The following is a 22,126-nucleotide window of genomic DNA, read 5'->3' on the forward strand; positions in this document are numbered from 1 at the left end:
GAGGTCGTCCCGCGGGCGGGAGTGACAGGTTCGGAGGCGGCGCGGCGACCCGCCGGCGCGAACGCCGGTGGTGCGCGGGCAGCCGGCGTCAGGCGTTCTTCAGGGAGCCCTTGGGCAGCACGTTCCCCACCGCGTTCTTCTGCACCCGGATCTCGACGTTGTCCGCGATCTCGACGGTGACGAAGCTGTCTCCCACGCGGCGCACGACGCCGGCGATGCCGCCGCTGGTGATGACCTCGTCGCCGACGGCCAGCTTCTCGACCATGGCGCGATGGTCCTTGGCGCGCTTCATCTGCGGGCGGATCATCAGGAAATACATGATCAGCAGCAGGATCACGGGGAAGGCGAGCGTGGACAGCATGCTCGGGGCCTGCGGGGCGGCGGCCTGGGCGTAGGCGGGAGCGATGAGGAGGTCGAGCAGGCTCATTGACGGTCGTCCGGTGCGGAAATCAGCGGAACATTATGCCACGGCCCTGCAAGGGCCGGGATCCGGGCCGCAGGAGCGGCTGCAGCCGCTCCTGCGGGAATCCGCACGGGTCAGCCCTGCGGGCCTTGCCGTGCCTCCAGGAAGGACCGCCGGAAACCGTCAAAGGTTCCCGCGGCGATCGCGTCGCGCATCCCCGCCATGAGCGTCTGGTAGTACCAGAGGTTGTGCAGGGTGCCCAGGATCGGCCCCAGCATCTCGTTGCAGCGGTCGAGGTGGCGCAGGTAGGCGCGGCTGTAGCCACCGGCGCAGGCCGGACAGCCGCAGCCCTCCTCGATCGGCCGCAGGTCGCGCTCGTACTTCGCGTTGCGGATGCGCACCGTGCCGAAGGAGGTGAAGTAGTGGCCGTTGCGCGCGTTCCGGGTCGGCATCACGCAGTCGAACATGTCCACGCCGCGGGCGACGCCGTCGACCAGGTCCTCCGGCCGGCCCACGCCCATCAGGTAGCGCGGTCGGTCCGTGGGCAGCTGCGGGCACGTGTGTTCGAGCATGGCGTTGCGCTCGGCCTCGGTCTCGCCCACGGCCAGGCCGCCGATGGCGTAGCCGTCGAAGCCGATCGCCTGCAGGCCTTCGGCCGATCGCGTGCGCAGGTCGCGGTGCACCCCGCCCTGGACGATGCCGAACAGCGCCGCGTCGTTGCCCTCGTGCGCGCGCTTCGAGCGCTCGGCCCAGCGCAGCGACAGCTCCATCGAGCGCTCGATCTCCCGCGGATCGACCGGCTGGCCATCCTTCCGCACGGGCGGGCACTCGTCGAAGATCATCACGACGTCCGAGCCCAGCACCTTCTGGATGTGCATCGACTCTTCGGGGCCGAGGAAGACCTTCGAGCCGTCGGTGGGCGCGGCGAAGGTCACGCCGGCCTCGGTGATCTTCCGCCGGTGCGCCAGCGAGAACACCTGGAAGCCGCCGGAGTCGGTGAGGATCGGCCCGTCCCAGCGCGTGAAGCCGTGCAGGCCGCCATGGGCCTCGATGACCTCCAGCCCCGGACGCAGGTACAGATGGAAGGTGTTGCCGAGGATGATCTCGGCGCCCAGGTCGCGCACCTGTGCGGGCAGCACGCCCTTGACCGTGCCATAGGTGCCCACCGGCATGAATGCCGGCGTCTCCACCGTGCCGCGGGGAAAGGTCAGCCGGCCGCGGCGTGCGGCGCCGTCGGTGGCGGACAGTTCGAAGTGCATCCGGGACATCTGGGCGTTCCGTTCAGTCGAAGGCGACAAGGGCATCGTCGGCCAGGCGCAGGCGCAGGGGCGCGCCCGGCGCCAGGCCGCGCACCGCCGGAAGGTCGGCATCGTCGAGATCGATCTCGACCACCGCGCCTCCGCCCAGACGCAGGCCCAGCACGTGACCGGGGCCGCGGAACGCCAGCGCCACCAGCTCGGCCTCCACCGGCCCCAGGGGATCGGGGCGCAGCGCGTGCGGCCGCAGGAGCACGTCGCCCCCGCGCCCCAGGCCCACAGCGGCCGCCGTCACCAGGGTGCCGCGCCCGATGAAGCCGGCCACGAAGCGGTCCACCGGACGCCGGTACAGCGCTTCGGCGCAGTCCCACTGCAGGATGCGGCCGCCGTCCATCACGCCGATCCGGTCGGCCATGGTGAAGGCCTCGGCCTGGTCGTGGGTCACCATCAGCACGGTCGCGCCCGAGGCTTTCAGCAGCGCGCGCAGCTCGGCCGCCAGCTGCTGGCGGGTGTCGGTATCGAGGTTGGAAAAGGGCTCGTCGAGCAGCAGCAGGGCCGGGTCCGGTGCCAGTGCGCGCGCCAGCGCCACGCGCTGCTGCTGGCCGCCGGACAGTTCGTGCGGGTAGGCGCCGCCGCGCGCGCCCAACCCTACCAGGTCGAGCATTTCCGCCACTCGCGCCCGCCGCGCCTCGCGCGCCAGCCCGCGCAGTCCGAAACCGACGTTGTCCGCGGCATCCATGTGCGGGAACAGCGCGTAGTCCTGGAACATCATGCCCACGCTGCGCTTCTCGGGCGGCAGCGACAGGCCCGCCGCCGCCACGCGCCGGCCCTGCACGTCGATGCTGCCGGCCAGGACCGGTTCGAAGCCGGCGACCGCACGCAGCACCGTGGTCTTGCCGCAGCCCGAGGCACCGAGCAGGCAGCCGATCTCGCCCGCGGCCAGGGTCAGCGACAGATCGTCCACCACCACCAGGGTGCCGCCGCCAGGCGCGGGGTAGCCGACGCGGATGCCTGCGATATCCAGCAGCGCCTCGCTCACGCCATCTTCTCCCGTCCATAGCGCACGCCGGTGCGCGCCAGCAGCACCACCGGCAGCAGGCCGACGGCGACGATCAGCATCGCCGCCACCGCGCCTTCCTCATAGGTCCCGCGCGATGCCTCGGCATACAGCCAGGTCGCGAGGGTCTCGAAATTCAGCGGCCGCAGCAGCAGGGTCGCCGGCAGTTCCTTCATCGCGTCCACGAACACCAGCAGCGCGGCCGCGGCCAGCGCCGGCCGCAGCAGCGGGAGATGCACCCGTCGCAGCGCCGCGCCCGGCGCGTGACCCAGGCTGGACGCGGCCTGGTCGAGGCTCGGCGGGATGCGCGCGAGGCCGGCCTCGATGCCGCCGGCGGCGATGGCCAGGAAGCGCGCCGCATAGGCCAGCACCAGTGCGGCCGCCGAACCCATCAACAGCATCCGGGGCTCGAACCCGAAGCCGCGGAGCAGCGCGTTGCCGCCGTGGTCGAACCAGGCCAGCGGCAACAGCACGCCGATGGCCAGCACCGTGCCCGGCACCGCATAGCCGAGGCTGCCGGCGCGCAGGGCCAGCAGCGCGCCGCCGGTGCGCCGGCGCCCCTGCGCCAGGCGCATCGACCATCCCAGCACCAGGCCGGCGGCGAGCGTGACCACGGTGGCGGCCAGGGCGACGCCCACCGTGTTGCGTACGCTCGACAGCAGCTGCAGCGAAACACCGGACGAGCCGATGCGCCGCGCCGCCTCCCAAGCGAGGTAGCCGGCCGGGAGCACGAAGCCCACCAGCACCGGGAAGGCGCCCAGTGCGCATGCCAGCGCCGCCGCGCCGCCGCGCAGCCGTTGGGGACGCATCGGCCGCGGCCGTTCGCCCACCGCATAGCGCTGTCGCCGACGCGCGTGGCGTTCCAGCGCCAGCAGCAGGACCACGATCGCCAGCATCGCCAGCGCGATCTGCGCCGCGCCCGGCAGGTCCGAGCGCGTCACCCATGTGGTGTAGACGGCCACGGTCAGCGTCTGCACGCCGAGGAACTCGGAGGCGCCGATGTCGTTGAGCACTTCCATCAGGGCCAGCGCCGTGCCGACGGCGATCGCCGGCCGCGCCAGCGGCAGGGCCACGCGCCGGAACACCTGCACCGGCGGGGTGCCCAGCGTTCGCGCCGCCTCCAGCAGCCCTGCGGCCTGGGTCATGAACATCGCGCGGGTGGTCAGATAGACGTAGGGATAGAGCACGAAGCCCAGCAGCACGATGCAGCCGGCCAGGCCGCGGATGTCGGGCAGGCGGAAGTCGCGCGGGCTGTCGTAACCCAGCAGCGCCCGCACCACGCCCTGCACCGGCCCCAGCGGGTGGAGCAGGTCGAGGTAGGCGAAGGCGACGATGTAGGTCGGCACCGCCAGCGGCAACAGCAGCGCCCAGGCCAGGATGCGCCGGCCGGGGAAGTCGTACGCCGTCACCAGCCACGCCGCGCCGGTGCCGATCGACACCACCAGCGCGCCGACCCCGACCAGGAGCGCCAGGGTGTTGCGCGCGGCTCCGGGCAGGACGTAGCGGGCGACATGGCTCCAGAGTCCGTCCTGCCCACCCTGCAGGGCGGTCCAGGCCAGCGAGGCCAGCGGCAGCAGCACCAGCGCCGCGATCGCCGCCGCCGCCCATTGCCACGGGCCTTCGGGCAGCAGGCGGCGCAGGCCGCGGCCGGAAGCGCCGCGGACCACCGGGTGCATCACACCCGCGGAGATTCCAGCCGCCGCCATCGGTATGCCGTCGGTCACCGCGTCAGTTGTCGAAGCCGACCTTGTCGACCAGCTCGCTTGCCGTGCGGCGGTTCGCGACCACCTCGGTCAGCGGCAGCGGATCGACCTCGAGCGGACCGAAGCTCGCGACCACCGGATCGAGTTCGACGCCGGCCTTCACCGGATATTCGTAGTTGGCGCGCGCATACAGGCTCTGTGCCGCATCGGAGACCAGGTATTCCATCAGCGCCACGGCGTTGTCGCGGTTCGGCGCGTGGCGGGCCAGGGCGGCGGCGCTGATGTTGACGTGGGTCCCGCCGCCCTCGACGTCGAAGGTGGGCCGGATGACCTTGATCGCCTCGCCCCACCGGCGCTGCTCGGATCCCGGCTCGGCGTTCTTCATCTGGCCGACGTAGTAGGCGTTGGCGATGCCGATGTCGCAGATGCCGGCGAGGATGTCGCGGGCAACGTCGCGGTCGCCGCCGGCGGCCTTGCGCGCGAGGTTGGCCTTGACGCCGCGCAGCCAGGTTTCCGTGGCTTCGACGCCATGGTGGGCCACCATCGCCGCGAACAGGCTGGTGTTGTACGGGTGCTGTCCGGAGCGGATGCAGACCCTGCCCTTCCACTGCGGGTCGGCCAGGTCCTCATAGTGGAAGGACTCGAGGTCGAGGTCCTTGTCCGCGTACAGCACACGGTCGCGCAGCGACATCGCGAACCACTGGCCGTCGGCGCCGCGGAGGTGCGCCGGGATCGCCGCCTCCAGCACTTCGGATTTCAGCGGCCGGGTGTGCCCGGCCTCGACCAGGTCGAGCATGTTGCCGGTGTCGACCACCATCAGCACGTCCGCCACCGAACGCTCGCCCTCGGCGCCCAGGCGCTCGAGCAGGCCGTCCTTCAGCAGGACCGTATTGACCTTGATGCCCGAGCTGGCGGTGAAGGCGTCGAGCAGCGGCTGGACCAGGGCGGGCTCTCGTGTCGTGTAGAGGTTCACTTCGCCGCCGGCCGTGGGGGCAGCGGAGGAACCGCCGGAAGTCGCCGTCGGCGCCGGCGCGCTGCCGCCGCAGGCGACGAGCAGGATGCCTGCGCAGGCGGGAACGAGCATGGCGCGGATTGCGCGGAAACCGGTCTTCACGGGCATCTCCTGTGGCGTTCCACGGCCGGATGGCCCTGGCTTCAAATGAGAATGATACTCGACCACTTCGACTCACGGATGCGCGGTCAGCAACATCGCGTCCCCGTAGGAGAAGAACCGGTAGCGCTCGCGGACGGCGTGGGCATAGGCCGCCAGCACCCGTTCGCGCCCGGCGAAGGCCGAGACCAGCATCAGGAGGGTGGACTCGGGCAGGTGGAAGTTGGTGAGCAGCAGGTCGGCCGACGTGATCCGGTACCCCGGCACGATGAAGATCGAGGTCTCGCCCGCGAAGGGATGCAGCTCGCCCTCGACCGTCGCCGACTCCATCGCCCGCACCACGGTGGTGCCGACCGCGACCACCCTGCCCCCGGCCGCACGCGTGCGCCGCACCTTCTGCACCAGCGCCGTGCCGACGTCGATCCATTCGCTGTGCATGCGGTGCTCGCGGACATCGTCCACGCGCATCGGCTGGAAGGTGCCGGCACCCACGTGCAGGGTCACGTGCCCGAAGTCCACCCCCCGATCGCGCAGGGCATCCAGCAGCGGCTGGTCGAAGTGCAGGCCGGCGGTCGGCGCCGCCACCGCACCGGACGCGCGAGCGAACACGGTCTGATAGCGCTCGGCATCGTCGCTGCCAGGCTCGCGCTGGATGTAGGGCGGCAGCGGCATGCGCCCGGCCGTGGCGAGCCAGGATTCGAGCGGACCGCCGACGTGGAAGCGCAGATGATGGAAGCTGCCGTCGCGACCGATCACTTCGGCCACGCCGCCTGCGTCGAGCTCGATCACGGAGCCGGACTTCGGCGTCTTGCTCGCACCCACCTGCGCGCGCGCCTCCTCGCCGGGAAGCAAGCGCTCGATCAGGATCTCGACCCGTCCGCCGCTGCCCCGCTTCCGCCCGAACAGTCGCGCCGGGATCACCCGGGTGTCGTTGAACACCAGCAGGTCGCCGGGATCCAGGAACCCGGGCAGGTCGCGGACGTACCGGTCATCGAGGCTGGCGCCGCCCCGCGGCACGACCAGCATGCGGCTGGCCGAGCGCTCGGCCAGCGGCGCCTGGGCGATCAGTTCCCGCGGCAGGTCGAAACTGAAATCGGACTTCTTCAAGGAGCCTCAGCGCTGGAACTTGGTCGAGAGCAGCAGGGTCGAGGTGGTCCGCTCCACGCCGTCGAGCGCGCCGATGCGGTCGGTCAGCGCATCCATGTCTCCGATGGAGGGCACCACTGCCATCGCCACCAGGTCCCAGGAGCCGTTGACCGAATGCAGGGCGCGCACGCCCGGCATCTGCCGCAGGGCCTCGACCACGGCGGGCGACTGCTTCGGGAACACGGTGATCATGACCAGCGCGCGGATCCGCTCGCGCTCATGCTCGTCGTTGACGCGCACGGTGTAGCCGGCGATCACGCCGCTGCGCTCCAGTCGCTCGATCCGGCTCTGCACCGTGGTCCGCGACAGCTGCAGCCGGCGCGCGATGGACGCAGTGGGCGCCCGCGCGTCCTCGCGCAGCAGCGACAGCAGGGCTTCGTCGGCGGGGCTCAGCGTCATGCGCGGATTCTATCGTCGATCTGCCGAAATATGCAGGGTTTAAGTGCAAATCGTACCTACCAAGCGACGAACGCCTCCCGCTACGATAGGGAATCGCCCGGGCCATCCGGCCTGCAGACGCACAGGAGCAACCGCCATGACCACCAACCCGACCGCCGCCCTTGCCCCGCTCCGCGCCCGCAAGGGGCAGCGCCGGACCCCGGGCCTGGACGACGCCACCGTCGCCCGCTTCGCGGCCAGCCACCCGGAACTGGTCGAAGCGATCGCGGCCGCCGCCGCCGAGTTCGCGCGCATCGAATCCGGCGCCTCCGACCTGCTCGACCTCGACGAGGACGACCAGATCCGGGCCGTGCAGGCCGGCTACGTGAATTTCTACCCGCAGGACGGCGTCAATCCCTACGTCGCCCTCGCCGCCCGCGGTCCCTGGATCGTGACCCTCAAGGGCGCCGTGGTCTACGACACCGGCGGCTACGGCATGCTCGGCTTCGGCCACACGCCCGCCCCGGTCCTCGAGGCGATGGCGAAGCCGCAGGCGATGGCCAACGTCATGACCCCGAGTCTTTCGCAGCTGCGGCTCGATCGCGCCCTGCGCGCGGAGATCGGCCATACCCGCGGCGGCTGCCCCTACGCCGCCTTCATGTGCCTCAATTCCGGCTCGGAGTCGGTTTCGCTGGCCGCGCGCATCGCCGATACGAATGCCAAGACCATGACCGACGCCGGTGCGCGCCACGCGGGTCGCAGCGTCAAGCGCCTGGTGGTCAAGGGCGCCTTCCACGGCCGCACCGAAGCCCCGGCGCTGTATTCCAACTCCACCCGCAAGGCCTACGAGAACGCGCTGGCCAGCTACCGTCGCGAGGAAAGCGTGCTGGTGGTCGCTCCCTACGACCTCGACGCCCTCAAGCAGGCGTTCGCCGACGCCGACGCCAAGGGCTGGTTCATCGAGGCGATGTTCCTCGAGCCGGTCATGGGCGAAGGCGACCCCGGCCGCAGCGTCCCGCCGGAGTTCTATGCCGCCGCGCGTGAACTGACGAAGGCCCATGGCTCGCTGCTGCTCGTCGACTCCATCCAGGCCGGCCTGCGCGCCACCGGCAGCCTGTCGATCGTCGACTACCCGGGCTTCGAGGGGCAGGAGGCGCCGGACATGGAAACCTACTCCAAGGCGCTCAACGCCGGCCAGTACCCGCTGTCCGTGCTGGCGGTGAACGAACGCGCCGCCGGCATCTACAAGCGCGGCACCTATGGCAACACCATGACCGCGAACCCGCGCGCGGCCGACGTCGGTGTGGCGGTGCTGGGCATGGTCACGCCGGAAGTGCGCGCGAACATCCGCGGGCGCGGCCGGCAGGCGATCGAAAAGCTCGAGGCGCTCAGGGCGGAACTGGGCGGGCTGATCACGAAGGTCCAGGGCACGGGCCTGCTGTTCTCCTGCGAGCTGGCCCCGGGCTTCAAGGGCTACGGTGCGGGCTCGACCGAGGAGTGGCTGCGCGAGCGCGGCCTGGGCGTGATCCACGGCGGCGAAAACTCGCTGCGCTTCACCCCGCGCTTCGAGATGGACGAAGACGAGCTGGACCTGGTCGTATCGATGGTGAAGCGCGCGCTGCTGGAGGGGCCGCGGGTGAAGGCCGCGGCCTGAGACCCATGAATATCGTCGAAGTCCGCCACCCGCTGGTGCAGCACAAACTCGGCCTGATGCGCCGCGCCGACAACAGCACCAAGACCTTCCGCGAACTGGCCGCCGAGGTCGCGGCGCTGCTGACCTACGAGGCCACGGCCGACCTCGAGTGCGAGGACGCCGAGATCGAAGGCTGGGCCGGCCCCGTCCGGGTGCGCCGGATCAAGGGCCGCAAGATCACCCTGGTCCCGGTGCTGCGCGCCGGCCTGGGCATGCTCCCGGGAGTGCTGGACATGATCCCGGCGGCCAAGGTCGGCGTGGTCGGAATCCGCCGTGACGAGGCCACGCTCGAGGCGCTGACGTACTACGAGAACCTCGTCGACGACCTGGCCGACCGCACCGCCCTGGTGCTGGACCCGATGCTCGCCACCGGCGGGACCCTGATCGCCACGATCGACATGCTCAAGCGCGCCGGCTGCACGCGGATCAGGGGCCTGTTCCTGGTAGCGGCGCCCGAGGGGCTGCGGGCGCTGGAGGCGCGGCATCCGGACGTCGATGTCTACGTCGCGTCGATCGACGAACGCCTCAACGAGGTCGGCTACATCCTGCCCGGCCTGGGCGACGCCGGAGACAAGATCTTCGGTACCCGCGGCTGAGCATCCGCCGGCGCCGCCGGCCCAGTCCAGGAACTGCTGCGGCCTCGACAGACACGGGCGCGCGCAGCTGCAGCTGCTTCTACAGGTGTTCGCCGGGCGACAGGCCGGGGGCCAGCGGCCGGGCCTGCAGTCGGGCGACATGGTGCGTGCCGGTGAACCGCCCGCGGTCGTCGTGCTCGACCCTCGCCAGGGCGCAGTCCGGGTCATGCGTGAAGAAGAGATGCACCCCGCGCGCCAGCTTGTCCTCCAGGAACGCCTGCTTCTCGTCGATCAGGGTCTCCGCGCAACGGTCGTAGCCCATGGTGATCGGCACGTGCACCCAGGGCAGCCCCGGGACGAGGTCGGCGCAGAACACCACGCCGCCGTGGTGACCGTCATCGCGCAGCTCCGGCCCGAGGATCTCGGCCAGCATCATCCCCGGCGTGTGGCCGTGGCTCCAGTGGAAACGCACCGCGTCGCCCAGCGCCGGCGTGCGTTCGCCGTCGACCAGTTCCACGCGGCCGCTGGCCTCGAGCAGCGGCAGCAGCTCCGGGATGTAGCTGGCGCGGTCGCGCGGATGCGGGTCGCGCGCACGCTCCCACTGCTCGCGGCCGATCACGAAGGTGGCATTGGGGAACAGCAGCTCCGCCGCCTTGCCCTCCTCCCAGGCCGACAGCAGGCCGCCGGCGTGGTCGAAGTGGAGGTGGCTGAGCACCACCACGTCGATGTCCTCATGGCCGAAGCCGGCTTCCCGCAGCGAATCCAGCAGCACGTGGCCGTCCCCGCCGACGGCATAGCGTTCGCGCAGCTTCGGCTCGAAGAAGGCACCGATGCCGGTCTCGAACAGCACCGTGCGACCGTTCAGGGGAGTCGCCAGCAGCGCCCGCGTGGCCAGCGGAATGCGGTTGGCCTCGTCGGGCCGCATCCACTTCGACCACATCGCCCGCGGCGCGTTGCCGAACATCGAGCCGCCGTCGAGACGCTGGGTGTTGCCTTCGATCGACCAGAGCTTCATGTCCGGGACTCCTGCTATCTGCCGGCGCGGACTTCCGCGGTGCCGACCGGGTTGCGGGGGTCGGTGCCGCCCTCCAGCCGGTCGTTGGCGATGTCCCAGGCCACGGTCTGGAAGTTGCCCCAGGCATCGCTGGAGCGGCGGCCCTGGGCCGCCTCGTCCTCCGGCCGCACCACCGTGTGGCCCATCGCCCTCAGCGCCTGCGCGGTGGCGACGTCGAACGTGCCGGCCTCGGCCTCGATGACGTCGGGCATCCACTGGTGATGATAGCGCGGCAGCGCCGCCACGTCGGCCGCCGACAGCCCGGCGTCGTAGCCGAGCACGCCCAGCAGCACCATGGTGATGATGCGGCTGCCGCCGGGCGTCCCGAGCACGGCCACCTTCTCCGGCGAGACCATGAAGGTGGGCGTCATCGAGCTCAGCATGCGCTTGCCGGGCTCCGGCGCGTTGGCGTCGTAGCCCATCACGCCGAAGGCGTTGGGCGTGCCCGGCTTGAGCGCGAAGTCGTCCATTTCGTTGTTCAGCAGCACGCCGGTGCCCGGCGCCACCAGGCCCGAGCCGTAGAGCAGGTTCACCGTCTGCGTGCCGCCGACGCGGTTGCCTTCGGCGTCGATGATCGAGAAGTGCGTCGTCTCCTCGTCCTCCAGCGGCGTGGGCGCGCCGGACAGCAGTTCGCTGGGCGTGGCGCGCTGCGGATGGATCGTGGCCCGCAGCCCGGCCGCGTAGTCGGGGCTGGAGAGCAGGCGCTGCGGCACGTGCACGAAATCGGGGTCGCCGAGGTAGAAGGTGCGGTCGCGGTAGGCGCGCCGCATGGATTCCACCACGAGATGGGTGCGTTCGGCTTCGGACAGCGCGCCGAGGTCGTAGGGCGCCAGGATCTGCAGCATCTCCGCCAGCGCGAGCCCGCCGGAGGACGGCGGCGGCGCCGTCACGATCTCCCAGCCGTGGTAGCCGAAACGAACCGGCTCGCGCTCGCGCACCCGGTAGGCGGCCAGTTCGTCCGCGGTCCAGGCACCGCCCTCGGCGTTGACGCCGGCGACCAGCTTCGCACCCACGTCGCCGCGGTAGAAGCCGTCGAAGCCCTCGGCAGCGAGCTTCTCGAGCGTCCTTGCCAGGTCCGGCTGGCGGAAGATGTCGCCGATCTCGATCGGCCGGCCGCCGGCGAGGTACACCTCGCGCGTGCCCGGATAGCGCTCCATCACCACGCGCCGCGCCGCGTAACCGCGGGCCATGCGCCCGTACACCGGGAAGCCTTCGCGGGCGATGCGGATCGCCGGCGCCAGGGTGCGCGACAGCGGCAGCCTGCCGTACTTTTCCTGGATGTGGACGAAGGCCGCAGGCAGGCCCGGGAAGCCCGCCGACCAGGCGCCGTTGGTGGCACGGTCGCGGTCGAACTCGCCGTCCGCATCCAGGTAGCGCTCGGGCGTGGCCGCTGCCGGCGCGGTCTCGCGCGCATCGACGAACACGTCGCGCCCGCTCTTCGCCTCGTGCAGCAGGAAGAAGCCGCCACCGCCGATGCCGGAGCTGATCGGCTCGACCACCGACAGCACGGCCGAAACCGCGATCGCGGCGTCGAAGGCGTTGCCGCCGTCGGACAGCACCTGCATCCCGGCCTCGGTGGCCAGGGCGTGCGCCGATGCGATCGCCGCGCCGGGCGGCTTTACCGCCTGCACCTGCGGCGCGGCTTCGCGGCCCGCGACCTGCGCACCATCGGCGGCCGCGGCAAGGCCGGCCGGCGCCAGGGCGATCAGCAACAGCAGCGCCGCGCGCCGCAACAGGGTGTGGATGTTCAAGCAGCCTGCTCCTTCAGCCGCAGGAGCTTCGCCAGCAGCTGGTCGTGGGTTTCGGGGATATCGGGGTCGGGATCGATGCATTCGACCGGGCACACCACCACGCACTGCGGCTCGTCGAAATGCCCCACGCACTCGGTACAGCGCGCGGGATCGATCACGTAGATGGTTTCACCCTGGGAGATGGCGTCGTTCGGGCAGGCGGGCTCGCAGACGTCGCAGTTGATGCAGAGCTCGCTGATGCGCAGTGCCATGCGGGCATTGTAGACCCTGCGCGCGGTCCGCCGCCGTGCCGTGCGGCCGGCGGCGGACCCACGGGGCCGGAAAGGCCCTTACTTCGCTTCGACGAAGACGTACTCCACGCCTGCCGGCGCCACGGCCTCGGCGACGCGGGCCTGGTCGGCGGCGTCGCCGATGAACACCACGCGCACGCCCTGCATGGTGGATTCGGGCACGTCGGCGAACGCCGTGACCACGATGTCCGCCATCTTCGCCGAATCGGACGAGGCGTAGGCCAGCATGTTGCCGCGGACGATCCCGCGCGCGACGTCGGTCCTGGCCTTGTCCTGCAGGCGCTCGTAGTTCCCGGTGTCGGTGGCCTCGTCGCCGGTCGCGGCGGGCAGGTAGTAGACGTAGGGCTGGTTGGAAATGCCCGCCATGTTGCGGGTCACCACGTCGGAGACGTAGGTGCGCCAGGCGGCGTCGTCGGCGGTGGTCGGCGCGGCCAGCGGCGCGGCGACCTGGGCGACCGGGGCCTCCTCCTTCTTGCAGGCCGCGAGCAGCGGCAGCACCAGGCAGGCGGTCAGCATCAGGCGGGTGGTGGTCTTCATTTCGGGCTCCCCAGGTGTCGGTGGTTTTCTTGCGGTGGATCAGTCTAGCTCGCGCCGCCACTCGGCCTGCAGCGCTTCGGCCACGGCGGCCGGAACGAACGCCGAGACATCGCCGCCGAGGCGGGAGATCTCGCGCACCAGCGACGAGGAAATGAAGCCGTACTGCTCTGCCGGGGTCAGGAACAGGGTCTCGACCTCCGGGATCAGGTGCCGGTTCATGCTCGCCAGCTGGAATTCGTACTCGAAATCGGAGACTGCGCGCAGGCCGCGCAGCAGCACGCCGCCGCCGACTTCGGCGACGAAGTGGGCGAGCAGCGAATCGAAGCCCATGACTTCGACATTGTCGTACGCGGCCAGCGCCTGCCGCGCCAGGTCCACGCGCAGCTCCAGCGCCAGCGCCGGCCCCTTGGCCGGGCTTTCGGCCACTCCGACCACGAGCCGGTCGAACAGCGGCGCGGCGCGGCCGACCAGATCGACGTGGCCGTTGGTGATCGGGTCGAAAGTACCCGGATAGACCGCGATCCTGTTTCGGGCTGTGCTCATGCCTGGCTGCGCCGTGGTTGGGGTGCGTGTAGCCGGGGCGAGTGTATCAGCGCGGCATGGCGCGGTTGGGAGTTTCCGCACTGGGGGCAAGGAACGGACTCCCGCGCCCTGGACGTCATGGTTCGCGCCGGAACAGTGAGTGGCGCGCGTCGCGGCTCGCGGACTCGCGGTGCAGGCGCCAGCCCGGACCCGGTGCGGCGGAGCCGGTCGACGCGGACTCCATGTAGAGCCAGGCGTCGTCGGCCAGCCAGGGGGCCAGCCCTGCGAGCACGCCGTCCCAGAGACCGTCCGCGAACGGCGGGTCGACGAACACAAGATCGAAGCGTCCGTGCACCGGCGTGCGCAGCAGTTCGAGCGCGTCGGCGCGCAGCACGGTGGCCGCGTCGCCCGCGCCCAGGCGCCCGCAGGTCTCCCGCAGCGACTGCGCCAGTGCGGGATCGCGCTCGACCAGCAGGACTTCGCGCGCACCTCGCGACAGCGCCTCGAGCCCAAGCGCGCCGCTGCCCGCGAACAGGTCCAGCACGCGCGCGCCGGGAAGCACCGGCTGCAGCCAGTTGAAGAGGGTCTCGCGGGCGCGGTCGGAGGTCGGCCGCAGGCCCGGCGCCGCCGCGACCGGCAGCTTCGAACCGCGCCAGCGGCCGCCGATGATGCGCACGCTGCCGGGCGGTGCCGGGCGCGGGGGAGCACGAGGGGCCGGTGGTACCATGACGCGGCATTGTCCGCGCTTGTCCACTGGCGCGCACCTCCCCCCCTCTCCCGCCCGGTCCGTTCGCGATGGTCAGCCTCTTCCGCCGTTGGAAACCCGACGCCGACAAAGCCAAGCCGGCGAAGGACGACGCCTCGGCGTCCAGCGCCGCCGCGGAGGCGATCGAGGCCGCCCGGGCGATGGGTGCGGGGGCGGACGAAGCCGTGCAGGCGCCACCGAAGTCGCAGCCACTGCCGCCGAGCCCCATGCCGGAACCAGCTGCTCCAGCGGCGCTCGAGTCCGATCCCGCATCAGCGTCGATGCCTGCGCCGGGCACGGCTGGGGATGCATCCCGCACACGGGAAAAGCCCGCCGCAGCCCCCGGCAGGCCCGGCTGGCGCGAGCGCCTCATGGGCAGCGGCATCGCCCGCGGCCTTGGGGGCCTGTTCGCACGCAACCCGCGCCTGGACGACGACCTCCTCGACGCGATCGAGACCGCCCTGCTCACCGCCGACGTGGGCGTGACCGCCACCACCGGCCTGGTCGAGTCCCTGCGCAGGCGCATGAAGGCGCGCGAATTCGCCGATGCCGCCGCGCTGCGCACTGCCCTGCGCGGCGAACTCGTCGCCATTCTCGAACCGGTGGCCAGGCCGCTGGTCATCGATCCCGCCGCAAAGCCCTTCGTGATCCTGACCGTCGGCGTCAACGGCGTCGGCAAGACCACCACCATCGGAAAGCTGGCGCGGCGCTTCAAGGACGAGGGCAAGAGCCTGATGCTCGCCGCCGGCGACACCTTCCGCGCGGCCGCCGTGGCCCAGCTGCAGGCCTGGGGCGAGCGCAACGGCGTGGCCGTGGTCGCGCAGGGGCAGGACGCCGACGCCGCCTCGGTGGCCTTCGATGCCCTGCAGGCCGCGCGCGCGCGCGGCACCGACGTGCTGATCGCCGACACCGCCGGCCGCCTGCATACCCAGCAGGGCCTGATGGCGGAGCTGTCAAAGATCAAGCGCGTGCTGGGCAAGCTCGACGGCAGCGCGCCGCACGAGGTGCTCATGGTGATCGACGGCACCACCGGCCAGAACGCGTTGAGCCAGCTGCGCCACTTCCACCAGGCGGCCGACGTCACCGGCCTGGTGGTCACCAAGCTCGACGGCACCGCCAAGGGCGGCGTGGTGTTCGCGCTTGCGCGCGAGTTCGGCATCCCGATCCGCTTCGCCGGCATCGGTGAACGCCCCGAGGACCTGCGGGTGTTCGACGCCGAGGCCTTCGTCGACGCCCTGCTGCCGGAGGCGCTGGGGGCGTGAGGCCGCGCCGCGGGCTCGCGCTCGCCGCCGGCAGCTTCGCCGCCGTGCTGTTGCTCGCGGCGCTCGCGGCCGCGATGCTGATGCAGCCTGAGCGGCTGGCGCGCCTGGTGCTTGGCACCGTGGGCGACGGCCTGGGGCTGGAGATCGGCTTCGAAGGCCCGGCGCGCTACCGGCTGCGCGGCACGCCCATGCTGGAGGTGCGCGACCTGTCGGTGCGGGTGCCCGGCGACGGCGAACCCGTGCTGCGCGCGACGCGGGCTCTGGTCTCCTTGCCATGGTCGACAGTGCGCGACCGCCCTGCGCCGCTGGTGCTGGAGCGCATCGAACTCGATGCACCGACGATCGACCTGCCCCGGCTGCAGGCCTGGCTCGCCACGCGGCCTCCCGGGCCGGGCGCCCTGCCGACCCTGTCCCGCGGCGCCTCGGTGCGCGACGGGCGCGTCATCGCGCCGGGCTGGGAGCTGCGGGAGCTGGAGCTGGACCTGCCGCGCTTCGCCGCCGACCGCCCCCTGGCGGCGCATGCCCGCGGGCAGCTGGCGCTGACGCCGCCGCTGCGCATCGCCTTCGACCTGCGGCTCGCGGCCACGCGCCCGGCGGATGGTGCCGGCGCATCGGCGCGGGGGCGCCTGCGCGTCGAGCACGCCGGATGGGCGCTGCCCGCCTTCGTCACTGCGTCCGGACCCCTGCATTCCGGCGATGGCAGCCTGCGCATCGCGCCCCTGCGCTTCGGCGCCTCGGCCGAGTTCCAGGGCGAAGGAAGACCAATCCCCTTCGCGCTCGGCCTGCACGGTCCGCTGCGCCTGCGCGACGGCGTCTGGACGCTGGCGCCCGCAGGCGCCGCGCTGCGCGGCGACGGCCAGAGCAGCCGCCCTGCCGATGACGATGGCGATGACCTCGTCCCGGCCATCGACGCGCAGGGCCGCATCGCAGCCGGTCCTGCACTGCTGATCGAACTCGAAGGTGCGATGCGCCGCTGGCCGCAGGGCTGGCCGGCGCTGCCTCCGCCGCTGGACGATTCCGTATCGGCGGTCGACATCGCGCTGCGTTATGCCGGTGCCAGCGACCTCTCCGGTCCGCTGGTCCTGCGCATGGCGCGTGGCGAGGCCCATGCCGAAGGCGGAGGGCGCATCTTCGAGATCCTCGACTGGCTGGAGGCCGCGGCCGTCGACACACCCCTGCCGCCGCTGCGCGCGACCGCGCGCGCGCCGCGCATCGAGTTCCCCGGGGCCGTGCTGGAAGGCGTTGAAATCGAACTCGAACCGGACGACGGACAATGAGCCGGGCCGCCGACGCCTTCGCCGCCCCGCTGCTGGCCTGGTTCGACGCCCACGGCCGCCACGACCTGCCGTGGCAGCACCCGCGCTCGCCGTACCGCGTCTGGCTTTCCGAGGTCATGCTGCAGCAGACGCAGGTGCGCGTGGTCGTCCCCTACTTCGAGCGCTTCGTCGACGCGCTGCCCACGGTCGCGGCACTCGCCGCGGCGCCGCTGGACGACGTGCTCGCGCTCTGGTCCGGCCTGGGCTACTACGCCCGCGCCCGCAACCTGCATGCGGCGGCCCGGGCCTGCGTCACGCAGCATGGCGGCGATCTGCCGCGCGACTTCGACGCCCTCGTGGCGCTGCCTGGCGTCGGCCGCAGCACCGCCGGTGCGATCCTCGCGCAAGCCTGGGGCGACCGCTTCGCGATCCTCGACGGCAACGTCAAGCGCGTGCTGGCCCGTTACCACGGCGTCGACGGCTGGCCCGGCCAGTCGGCGGTCGAGAAGCGGCTGTGGCAACTGGCCCGGGAGCACCTGCCCCGGTCGCGCCTCGCCGATTACACCCAGGCGCAGATGGACCTCGGTGCCACGCTGTGCACCCGGCATTCTCCGGCCTGCGGCGACTGTCCGCTCCGCCCCGGCTGCGTAGCCCACGCACAGGGACGCAGCGACGAACTGCCCACGTCCAGGCCGGGCAAGACGCTGCCCACCCGCGAGGCGCTCCTGCTCCTGCTCCTGGATGCCGAAGGAAGGGTGCTGCTGCAGCGCCGTCCCCCCACCGGCGTGTGGGCGCAGCTGTGGTCGCTGCCCGAGGCCAGGGACGAGGCGGAAGCCCGGGACTGGTTCGCGCGCCACGCAGGCGCGGGCTTCGACGGCGGCGAGACGCTGCAGGCCATCCCCCATGTCTTCAGCCACTACCGCTTCGTCATGCACCCGCGCCGCTGGCAAGGCGTCGTGGCCACACCGTGCGTCCGCGACGATGATGATCTTCGCTGGGTGCCGCCGGCGGCCCTGCGAGAGCTTGGAATCCCCGCGCCCGTGCGCAGGTTCCTGGAGGCGTCCACGGCGATGCGCGACAATGGGCGGCATGCCTCGTGGGCCGCGCGCCCATCATCATCAGGAGACCCGCCGTGAGCCGCACCGTGTACTGCGAATACGAGAAGCGCGAGACCGAAGGCCTGGACTTCGTGCCCTGGCCGGGCGCGCTCGGCAAGCGTGTGTTCGCGGGCATCGGCAAGTCCGCCTGGGCGGCCTGGCTGGCGCACCAGACCATGCTGATCAACGAGAACCGGCTGTCGCCGATGGATCCGGGGCACCGCGCCTTCCTCGAAGGCGAGATGGAGAAGTTCCTGTTCGGCGGCGGCGCCGAGAAACCCGCCGGCTACGTGCCCGAGTCCGGCGCCTGATCCTCTTCGCGCGCCGCCTTTTCGGCGGCCTTGATGCGCGCTGTGTCGAGGGGGCGGATCTCGCGGATCCTGCACGGCATCTGGAGCGCATTGCGGTTGTGCACCATCACCTTGTCGAAGCCGGCATGGACGCGGCTGCCCTGGCTGGTGAGGCTGATCATCGGGGTGAAGTCGATGTCCTCGCAGCGCCCGTCGAACGTGAGCAGCCAGGCTTCGCGCGGACGGGTCCAGACCGCGATGTTGTTGTCGTCCACCGGCGTCCAGCCGTTGATGCGGCCGAGGTAGCTGAAGCTGTTGACCGGTTCGCCGGCGGCGGCCCTGTAGGTCGCCAGCTTTTCGGCGTCGCTCATCCTGCCGCTGCTCGCGCAGCCGGACACGAGGAGGAGCGCGGAGACCACGGAGAGCGCGGCGACAGTGGAAGCCCTGTTCTTCATGACGTCCTCCCGCCGCGGCGCGGCGCTGGTTGGCAGGCTTACGATCATCCTCCAGTCGCCGCGGGCCGCGGTCACGGTGCGCGCGCGCGTTCAGGAAGGAGACGGCCTTGCCTCGCCCGATCCGGCTCCCGTATCATTGCGGGCTCGCCAGTGGCCGGGTAGCTCAGTTGGTAGAGCAGGGGATTGAAAATCCCCGTGTCGGGGGTTCGATTCCCTCCCCGGCCACCATTTGGTGGATTCGCGTGAAGTAGATAGATCAAGGGCTGCGAGCAATTGCGGCCTTTTTTCTTGTCTGTCGTCCGCCTATCCCTCTCCGAACCATACCCTTCGGATATCCCTCAACGGGCCTGTGCGTGCCTCCGCACAGGACGCGCTCAGGACGAGGCATCCCCTCCCGGCGGGGGATGTTCCCCGAGACGGACAAACGGGTTCCTGGACAACTTGGGAGCGATTCCGGGCGCCTCCGGGGGACAGGAAGCGAGGGGGAGCTTCCGGCCCGGATGACAGCCCATAGCACCTCCGCCAAGCTAGCCTTCAGATGAAAGGGGGGACAGACATGCCGCAGTGGTACTTCACCCTCGTGAGCCTGCTTCGCGATCTGCGCAAGAAGGCATGGGACGCCAAGGCCGCACTAGCTAGCGGGGATGCCGCCGCCGCGAAGCTCGCCAACGGCTACATGAAGCAGGATTACCAGCGAATCTACGAATTGTGGGAAGCGCAAGGCTTCCCGCTGCCGGAGTTGGGAAACCTCTGGCGACATATCCGCTTCGGCGATGCGCAAGACTATGAGGACATGCTGAAGTTCGATATCGACTTCATAGCGGCCAACGCCGAGGGGCACGCCCGAGCTGGCCAGCTACAGGCTCCACAAGCCGGTTTTGAACACTTGCTCCATCCAATCGTGACTGCCGCATCCTTGCGCCATTACCACGAAGGCGACTACCGAAATGCGGTACTTGATGGAATGCTCGCCCTGTCCGACCTCATTCGCAAGCGAACAGGACTCAATGCTGACGGCAAGGCACTTGCAACGGAGGCGTTTTCACTAAATAGGCCCAAGCTGATTTTTAGCGAACTACAGAGCGAATCAGGCCAGAACGATCAGAAGGGTTTCATGGAAATGATCGGAGGCGCATACACCGGCATCCGCAATCCGAAGGCTCATTCGCTGATCCACGACTTGGACATGACAAAGGCGGCCCAGTACTTGGTCGCTATCAGTCTCTTCGTCAGGCGGGTCGCAGAAGCAAACGAGGTACCGCCTCTCCCGCCTAACAGTTAGGTCGGGAAGCCACTCTTGAGCTTCGCGTAGACGAAGGCGGCGATCAGCAATATCACGCCGAGTTGCATCACTTTTTCGATCCAAAGGCGCCGTTCGCGGCGCGTCATGCGTCCGCAGACTTCGCATTCCGTGTCGCGCTTGAGCGACATGTGGCCGCAATGGTCACAGGAGATGGTGCGGTATCTGGGCATTGCTCACCTCCGGGCTTGAGGGAGTCCAGCGTGGCTATGGCTCGTCGCAGGAGCTGAGACAAGAACAGCCCCGGTCAGTCCTGGGCGTTCTTTTGCCTGACCCCAGCGCGGGAAATTTTCTTACGCAACGATGCGTCTTCAGCCTAGGTTGCGCGGCTCAAGAGTCAAAAGAACGAACAGCCCGAAGAAGCCCGCCACCGCGGGCAACACGGCTAGGAACTCCACCCACTCCGGCAGGCCGTCACGCAATTGATTTGCATGCTCGTTATCGTCAGCCACCATACGAAAGCATTGACCAAGAAACTCACGACCACAGACGTAGCGCAAGCCACTTCCGCCCCCTCAAGAACGACCCGGAAACTGCTTCCGCGTTACCCATCTGTTCCATGAGCTAATCCCCCTTTAGTCTTGCAAGACGACATAGCGCTCCGCGAAGTCCGATAGCGTAGTCGTATCAGCAACTTGGCCCAGCACCGCCTGTTCGCGCTCAGCCTTTGCGCGGTCCTCGCGATCATCAATGATGAACAAGAGTCCCAAGTCGGCGTCGTCCTGGGCAGCGAGGATTGCCTTCCGCAAGCGCGAACTGACGGCTCTCGCAGTTGGGGGTAGCGCGTCAACGAGCAGCGTGCCCCAGCGGAAATCAAAGTCGAACGGCGCGCCCTTCAGGGTGACGTGCACGTTGCTGACCAGTTGCCGCGTCGGCGCCTTCTCACGAAGAAGGCGCTCAACTTCGTCAGTGAGCCAAAAATCGCTGTCACCTTGTTCCAACTTATCCGCCTGCCATCCGGCCACGGCGCTAAACATCCGCAGAATTCGATTGAAATGCCATGCAAGTTCATTCGCGGGGATTAGCGTTTCTATCGCCCCGCGCTCGGTCATGTAGAAATCGAACCTTTCCACAAGATTCTGCAAGCCGCGCCAATGATGACGCTTATCCAGCACGACACCTTCGCTGCCGAGCGCAAACATCGTCAAGCAATCGTCGGTGAACAGAAGATTCTGACCACGGGCGATTAGAAAGAAGTCGAGCGGCTTTCCGCCCTCGAGCACGATGGGCGTACAGACATAAAGGGTTTCCTCAACGCGATCAGGCAGCGGATGGCAGTGCCACCCGTTGTTCGCTCGCAGGAATTCGCAGTTGAGGCTATCCATGATCGCTACTTGCTGAAAATTCCGTCGTGGAACGGAGGAACCAGTGCGTGACGTGGGCTGTCCGAAATCTTGGCATGGCGCTTAAAGCGGTACGCCCATCGTTTGAGTTGGCCTGCGTCCAGATTCGCCAACACAGGGCGGACCATCGCGTCCGGGGGCTTATGGCCCAGGTGGATATGCGGCCCTAACACTTGCCGCCCCTTCTCCCGGTGGGAAATTTGGTATCGCGGATAGACTTCGATCTGGAACACTCGGTGGCGATCTCGGCCATGAGTGTCGAACAAGCCGTATCGGAAGACCTCTCCGCCAACGGACAGTGATTCATACACGCCCTCAAAATGGAGGCCCGGTATGGTCACAAAGCGATCATCGAGCAGCGTGCTGAAACCCTTGAGCCAGCCCGCGTGATTGGGCTTTTCAGCCCAAGCGATTTCCTCGCCTATGTACTTGACGCGCTGACACTTCGCCCGGCATTCCTCTCGCCATCCCATGCCCGAAACCTCCCCCTAAGCCAGCCTACCTTATAAGGCAGCCCGCTCAGGGTAAAGGAGACTACTTCTCGACCTATGGGTGGTCCGTCTCATGGGCCGCGATTAGACGACAGCCACCCCCGGCGCCCCCACCGGCCGAGGACGAGTCCGAGACGCCGGGGGTGCTGCCTAACGTGGGAAGAACTGGCGGTGCGAGTACTCCCGCAGCGACTCGGCCGTCGCGCAGGTCGATTCGGACAGGCCGAAGACGGCAATAGCGAGGGCCAGCACCAGGTCATCGTGCTCCCCTTCGCGGGCATTGAACGTGGGTTCCCCGCGTGTCCGTGTACTTGACCCGGAACTCCTGCAACTCGCGGGTCAGAACGGCTGCATTGGGCAGGGCGCGGGATGCGGAGGTCGCCCGAATGACATCTTACGAACATGCCTTGA

General features: G+C 69.7%; 24 protein-coding genes, 1 tRNA gene and 1 pseudogene. 8 read left to right on the forward strand and 18 right to left on the reverse strand.

Features of this window, described 5'->3' with window-relative positions; translation table 11 throughout:
• Nucleotides 1-88: 88 nt before the first annotated feature.
• From yajC to FPZ22_RS01900, 7 genes are all read right to left on the reverse strand, one after another.
• Nucleotides 89-427 carry a preprotein translocase subunit YajC gene (gene yajC / locus FPZ22_RS01870; RefSeq protein WP_144889749.1) on the reverse strand — a complete coding sequence of 113 codons (339 nt, stop codon included), beginning with the start codon at nt 425-427 and terminating at the stop codon, nt 89-91.
• Nucleotides 428-537: 110 nt separating this feature from the next.
• On the reverse strand, nt 538-1,671 hold the full coding sequence (tgt, locus tag FPZ22_RS01875; protein ID WP_144889751.1) for a tRNA guanosine(34) transglycosylase Tgt: 1,134 nt from the start codon (nt 1,669-1,671) through the stop codon (nt 538-540).
• A gap of 13 nt (nt 1,672-1,684) precedes the next feature.
• Entirely contained in the window at nt 1,685-2,698 is a 1,014-nt protein-coding gene (locus FPZ22_RS01880; protein ID WP_210412688.1) for an ABC transporter ATP-binding protein, read from the reverse strand.
• Nucleotides 2,695-4,440 carry an ABC transporter permease gene (locus FPZ22_RS01885; protein WP_210412689.1) on the reverse strand — a complete coding sequence of 582 codons (1,746 nt, stop codon included), beginning with the start codon at nt 4,438-4,440 and terminating at the stop codon, nt 2,695-2,697. Before FPZ22_RS01885 ends, FPZ22_RS01880 begins: the two co-directional genes overlap by 4 nt.
• Nucleotides 4,441-4,444: 4 nt before the next feature.
• Entirely contained in the window at nt 4,445-5,533 is a 1,089-nt protein-coding gene (locus FPZ22_RS01890; RefSeq protein ID WP_210412690.1) for a Fe(3+) ABC transporter substrate-binding protein, read from the reverse strand.
• Nucleotides 5,534-5,605: 72 nt separating this feature from the next.
• Entirely contained in the window at nt 5,606-6,637 is a 1,032-nt protein-coding gene (queA, locus tag FPZ22_RS01895; protein WP_144889753.1) for a tRNA preQ1(34) S-adenosylmethionine ribosyltransferase-isomerase QueA, read from the reverse strand.
• 6 nt (nt 6,638-6,643) lie between these two features.
• Nucleotides 6,644-7,075, reverse strand: coding sequence for an Lrp/AsnC family transcriptional regulator (locus FPZ22_RS01900; protein WP_144889755.1), 432 nt, complete (start codon nt 7,073-7,075; stop codon nt 6,644-6,646).
• A 136-nt stretch (nt 7,076-7,211) separates the two neighbouring features.
• Here FPZ22_RS01900 and FPZ22_RS01905 point away from each other — a divergent pair, with 136 nt between their 5' ends.
• Both FPZ22_RS01905 and upp read left to right on the forward strand, forming a co-directional pair.
• Nucleotides 7,212-8,708 (forward strand): aminotransferase class III-fold pyridoxal phosphate-dependent enzyme, encoded by a 1,497-nt coding sequence (locus FPZ22_RS01905; protein ID WP_144889757.1) that lies wholly within the window; start codon nt 7,212-7,214, stop codon nt 8,706-8,708.
• A gap of 5 nt (nt 8,709-8,713) precedes the next feature.
• Nucleotides 8,714-9,343: a uracil phosphoribosyltransferase gene (upp, locus tag FPZ22_RS01910; RefSeq protein WP_144889759.1), complete on the forward strand. Its 630-nt coding sequence runs from the start codon at nt 8,714-8,716 to the stop codon at nt 9,341-9,343.
• Between the two features lie 79 nt (nt 9,344-9,422).
• On the opposite strand, the gene FPZ22_RS01915 is transcribed toward upp, so the two are convergent.
• From FPZ22_RS01915 to rsmD, 6 genes are all read right to left on the reverse strand, one after another.
• The gene (locus tag FPZ22_RS01915) at nt 9,423-10,337 is read right to left on the reverse strand and encodes an MBL fold metallo-hydrolase (RefSeq protein ID WP_144889761.1); all 915 of its coding nucleotides are present in this window, start codon (nt 10,335-10,337) and stop codon (nt 9,423-9,425) included.
• Between the two features lie 14 nt (nt 10,338-10,351).
• Entirely contained in the window at nt 10,352-12,121 is a 1,770-nt protein-coding gene (gene ggt, locus FPZ22_RS01920; RefSeq protein WP_246120969.1) for a gamma-glutamyltransferase, read from the reverse strand.
• Between the two features lie 2 nt (nt 12,122-12,123).
• Entirely contained in the window at nt 12,124-12,378 is a 255-nt protein-coding gene (locus tag FPZ22_RS01925) for a YfhL family 4Fe-4S dicluster ferredoxin (RefSeq protein WP_144889765.1), read from the reverse strand.
• 78 nt (nt 12,379-12,456) lie between these two features.
• Nucleotides 12,457-12,954, reverse strand: coding sequence for a hypothetical protein (locus FPZ22_RS01930; protein WP_144889768.1), 498 nt, complete (start codon nt 12,952-12,954; stop codon nt 12,457-12,459).
• 39 nt (nt 12,955-12,993) lie between these two features.
• Entirely contained in the window at nt 12,994-13,497 is a 504-nt protein-coding gene (gene coaD / locus FPZ22_RS01935; protein ID WP_144889770.1) for a pantetheine-phosphate adenylyltransferase, read from the reverse strand.
• Between the two features lie 115 nt (nt 13,498-13,612).
• Nucleotides 13,613-14,203 (reverse strand): 16S rRNA (guanine(966)-N(2))-methyltransferase RsmD, encoded by a 591-nt coding sequence (rsmD, locus tag FPZ22_RS01940; RefSeq protein WP_144889772.1) that lies wholly within the window; start codon nt 14,201-14,203, stop codon nt 13,613-13,615.
• A 68-nt stretch (nt 14,204-14,271) separates the two neighbouring features.
• Here rsmD and ftsY point away from each other — a divergent pair, with 68 nt between their 5' ends.
• The 4 genes and pseudogenes from ftsY (at nt 14,272) to FPZ22_RS01960 (ending at nt 18,147) form a co-directional block, all read left to right on the forward strand.
• Nucleotides 14,272-15,483 (forward strand): signal recognition particle-docking protein FtsY, encoded by a 1,212-nt coding sequence (gene ftsY / locus FPZ22_RS01945; protein ID WP_144889774.1) that lies wholly within the window; start codon nt 14,272-14,274, stop codon nt 15,481-15,483.
• Nucleotides 15,480-16,760, forward strand: a complete 1,281-nt coding sequence (locus FPZ22_RS01950; protein ID WP_144889775.1) for an AsmA family protein — start codon at nt 15,480-15,482, stop codon at nt 16,758-16,760. Before ftsY ends, FPZ22_RS01950 begins: the two co-directional genes overlap by 4 nt.
• Nucleotides 16,757-17,800: pseudogene (mutY, locus tag FPZ22_RS01955) on the forward strand (A/G-specific adenine glycosylase); the annotation flags it as partial. The gene FPZ22_RS01950 and the pseudogene mutY, both read left to right, overlap by 4 nt.
• Nucleotides 17,801-17,871: 71 nt before the next feature.
• Nucleotides 17,872-18,147: an oxidative damage protection protein gene (locus FPZ22_RS01960; RefSeq protein WP_144889779.1), complete on the forward strand. Its 276-nt coding sequence runs from the start codon at nt 17,872-17,874 to the stop codon at nt 18,145-18,147.
• Here FPZ22_RS01960 and FPZ22_RS01965 read toward each other — a convergent pair.
• The gene (locus FPZ22_RS01965) at nt 18,123-18,581 is read right to left on the reverse strand and encodes a DUF6491 family protein (protein WP_144889781.1); all 459 of its coding nucleotides are present in this window, start codon (nt 18,579-18,581) and stop codon (nt 18,123-18,125) included. The genes FPZ22_RS01960 and FPZ22_RS01965 overlap by 25 nt on opposite strands.
• A gap of 152 nt (nt 18,582-18,733) precedes the next feature.
• Between FPZ22_RS01965 and FPZ22_RS01970 the strand changes: the two genes are divergently transcribed.
• Together FPZ22_RS01970 and FPZ22_RS01975 are read left to right on the forward strand one after the other, a co-directional pair.
• Nucleotides 18,734-18,809 (forward strand) — tRNA-Phe (locus FPZ22_RS01970).
• Between the two features lie 328 nt (nt 18,810-19,137).
• Nucleotides 19,138-19,863 carry a TIGR02391 family protein gene (locus tag FPZ22_RS01975; protein WP_144889783.1) on the forward strand — a complete coding sequence of 242 codons (726 nt, stop codon included), beginning with the start codon at nt 19,138-19,140 and terminating at the stop codon, nt 19,861-19,863.
• Here the strand turns inward: FPZ22_RS01975 and FPZ22_RS01980 are convergent.
• The 4 genes from FPZ22_RS01980 to FPZ22_RS01995 all read right to left on the reverse strand — a co-directional run bounded on the left by FPZ22_RS01980 (nt 19,860) and on the right by FPZ22_RS01995 (nt 21,697).
• Nucleotides 19,860-20,054, reverse strand: coding sequence for a hypothetical protein (locus FPZ22_RS01980; protein WP_144889785.1), 195 nt, complete (start codon nt 20,052-20,054; stop codon nt 19,860-19,862). The two genes, FPZ22_RS01975 and FPZ22_RS01980, sit on opposite strands and share 4 nt — an antisense overlap.
• Before the next feature lie 138 nt (nt 20,055-20,192).
• Nucleotides 20,193-20,381, reverse strand: a complete 189-nt coding sequence (locus FPZ22_RS01985) for a hypothetical protein (RefSeq protein WP_144889787.1) — start codon at nt 20,379-20,381, stop codon at nt 20,193-20,195.
• A gap of 75 nt (nt 20,382-20,456) precedes the next feature.
• Nucleotides 20,457-21,206, reverse strand: a complete 750-nt coding sequence (locus FPZ22_RS01990; protein ID WP_144889789.1) for a DUF1828 domain-containing protein — start codon at nt 21,204-21,206, stop codon at nt 20,457-20,459.
• Between the two features lie 5 nt (nt 21,207-21,211).
• Nucleotides 21,212-21,697, reverse strand: coding sequence for a hypothetical protein (locus FPZ22_RS01995; RefSeq protein ID WP_144889791.1), 486 nt, complete (start codon nt 21,695-21,697; stop codon nt 21,212-21,214).
• Nucleotides 21,698-22,126: the final 429 nt, after the last annotated feature.

Source organism: Luteimonas granuli, assembly GCF_007795095.1.
In the GTDB taxonomy this organism is placed as follows: domain Bacteria; phylum Pseudomonadota; class Gammaproteobacteria; order Xanthomonadales; family Xanthomonadaceae; genus Luteimonas; species Luteimonas granuli.

What these genes read in the sequence shown, in the direction of transcription:
- yajC (WP_144889749.1), bottom strand. Translation starts at nt 427, where the DNA reads ATGAGCCTGCTCGACCTCCTCATCGCTCCCGCCTACGCCCAGGCCGCC.
- tgt (WP_144889751.1), bottom strand. Translation starts at nt 1,671, where the DNA reads ATGTCCCGGATGCACTTCGAACTGTCCGCCACCGACGGCGCCGCACGC.
- FPZ22_RS01900 (WP_144889755.1), bottom strand. Translation starts at nt 7,075, where the DNA reads ATGACGCTGAGCCCCGCCGACGAAGCCCTGCTGTCGCTGCTGCGCGAG.
- FPZ22_RS01905 (WP_144889757.1), top strand. Translation starts at nt 7,212, where the DNA reads ATGACCACCAACCCGACCGCCGCCCTTGCCCCGCTCCGCGCCCGCAAG.
- upp (WP_144889759.1), top strand. Translation starts at nt 8,714, where the DNA reads ATGAATATCGTCGAAGTCCGCCACCCGCTGGTGCAGCACAAACTCGGC.
- FPZ22_RS01915 (WP_144889761.1), bottom strand. Translation starts at nt 10,337, where the DNA reads ATGAAGCTCTGGTCGATCGAAGGCAACACCCAGCGTCTCGACGGCGGC.
- FPZ22_RS01925 (WP_144889765.1), bottom strand. Translation starts at nt 12,378, where the DNA reads ATGGCACTGCGCATCAGCGAGCTCTGCATCAACTGCGACGTCTGCGAG.
- FPZ22_RS01930 (WP_144889768.1), bottom strand. Translation starts at nt 12,954, where the DNA reads ATGAAGACCACCACCCGCCTGATGCTGACCGCCTGCCTGGTGCTGCCG.
- coaD (WP_144889770.1), bottom strand. Translation starts at nt 13,497, where the DNA reads ATGAGCACAGCCCGAAACAGGATCGCGGTCTATCCGGGTACTTTCGAC.
- rsmD (WP_144889772.1), bottom strand. Translation starts at nt 14,203, where the DNA reads ATGGTACCACCGGCCCCTCGTGCTCCCCCGCGCCCGGCACCGCCCGGC.
- ftsY (WP_144889774.1), top strand. Translation starts at nt 14,272, where the DNA reads ATGGTCAGCCTCTTCCGCCGTTGGAAACCCGACGCCGACAAAGCCAAG.
- FPZ22_RS01965 (WP_144889781.1), bottom strand. Translation starts at nt 18,581, where the DNA reads ATGAAGAACAGGGCTTCCACTGTCGCCGCGCTCTCCGTGGTCTCCGCG.
- FPZ22_RS01975 (WP_144889783.1), top strand. Translation starts at nt 19,138, where the DNA reads ATGCCGCAGTGGTACTTCACCCTCGTGAGCCTGCTTCGCGATCTGCGC.
- FPZ22_RS01980 (WP_144889785.1), bottom strand. Translation starts at nt 20,054, where the DNA reads ATGCCCAGATACCGCACCATCTCCTGTGACCATTGCGGCCACATGTCG.
- FPZ22_RS01990 (WP_144889789.1), bottom strand. Translation starts at nt 21,206, where the DNA reads ATGGATAGCCTCAACTGCGAATTCCTGCGAGCGAACAACGGGTGGCAC.
- FPZ22_RS01995 (WP_144889791.1), bottom strand. Translation starts at nt 21,697, where the DNA reads ATGGGATGGCGAGAGGAATGCCGGGCGAAGTGTCAGCGCGTCAAGTAC.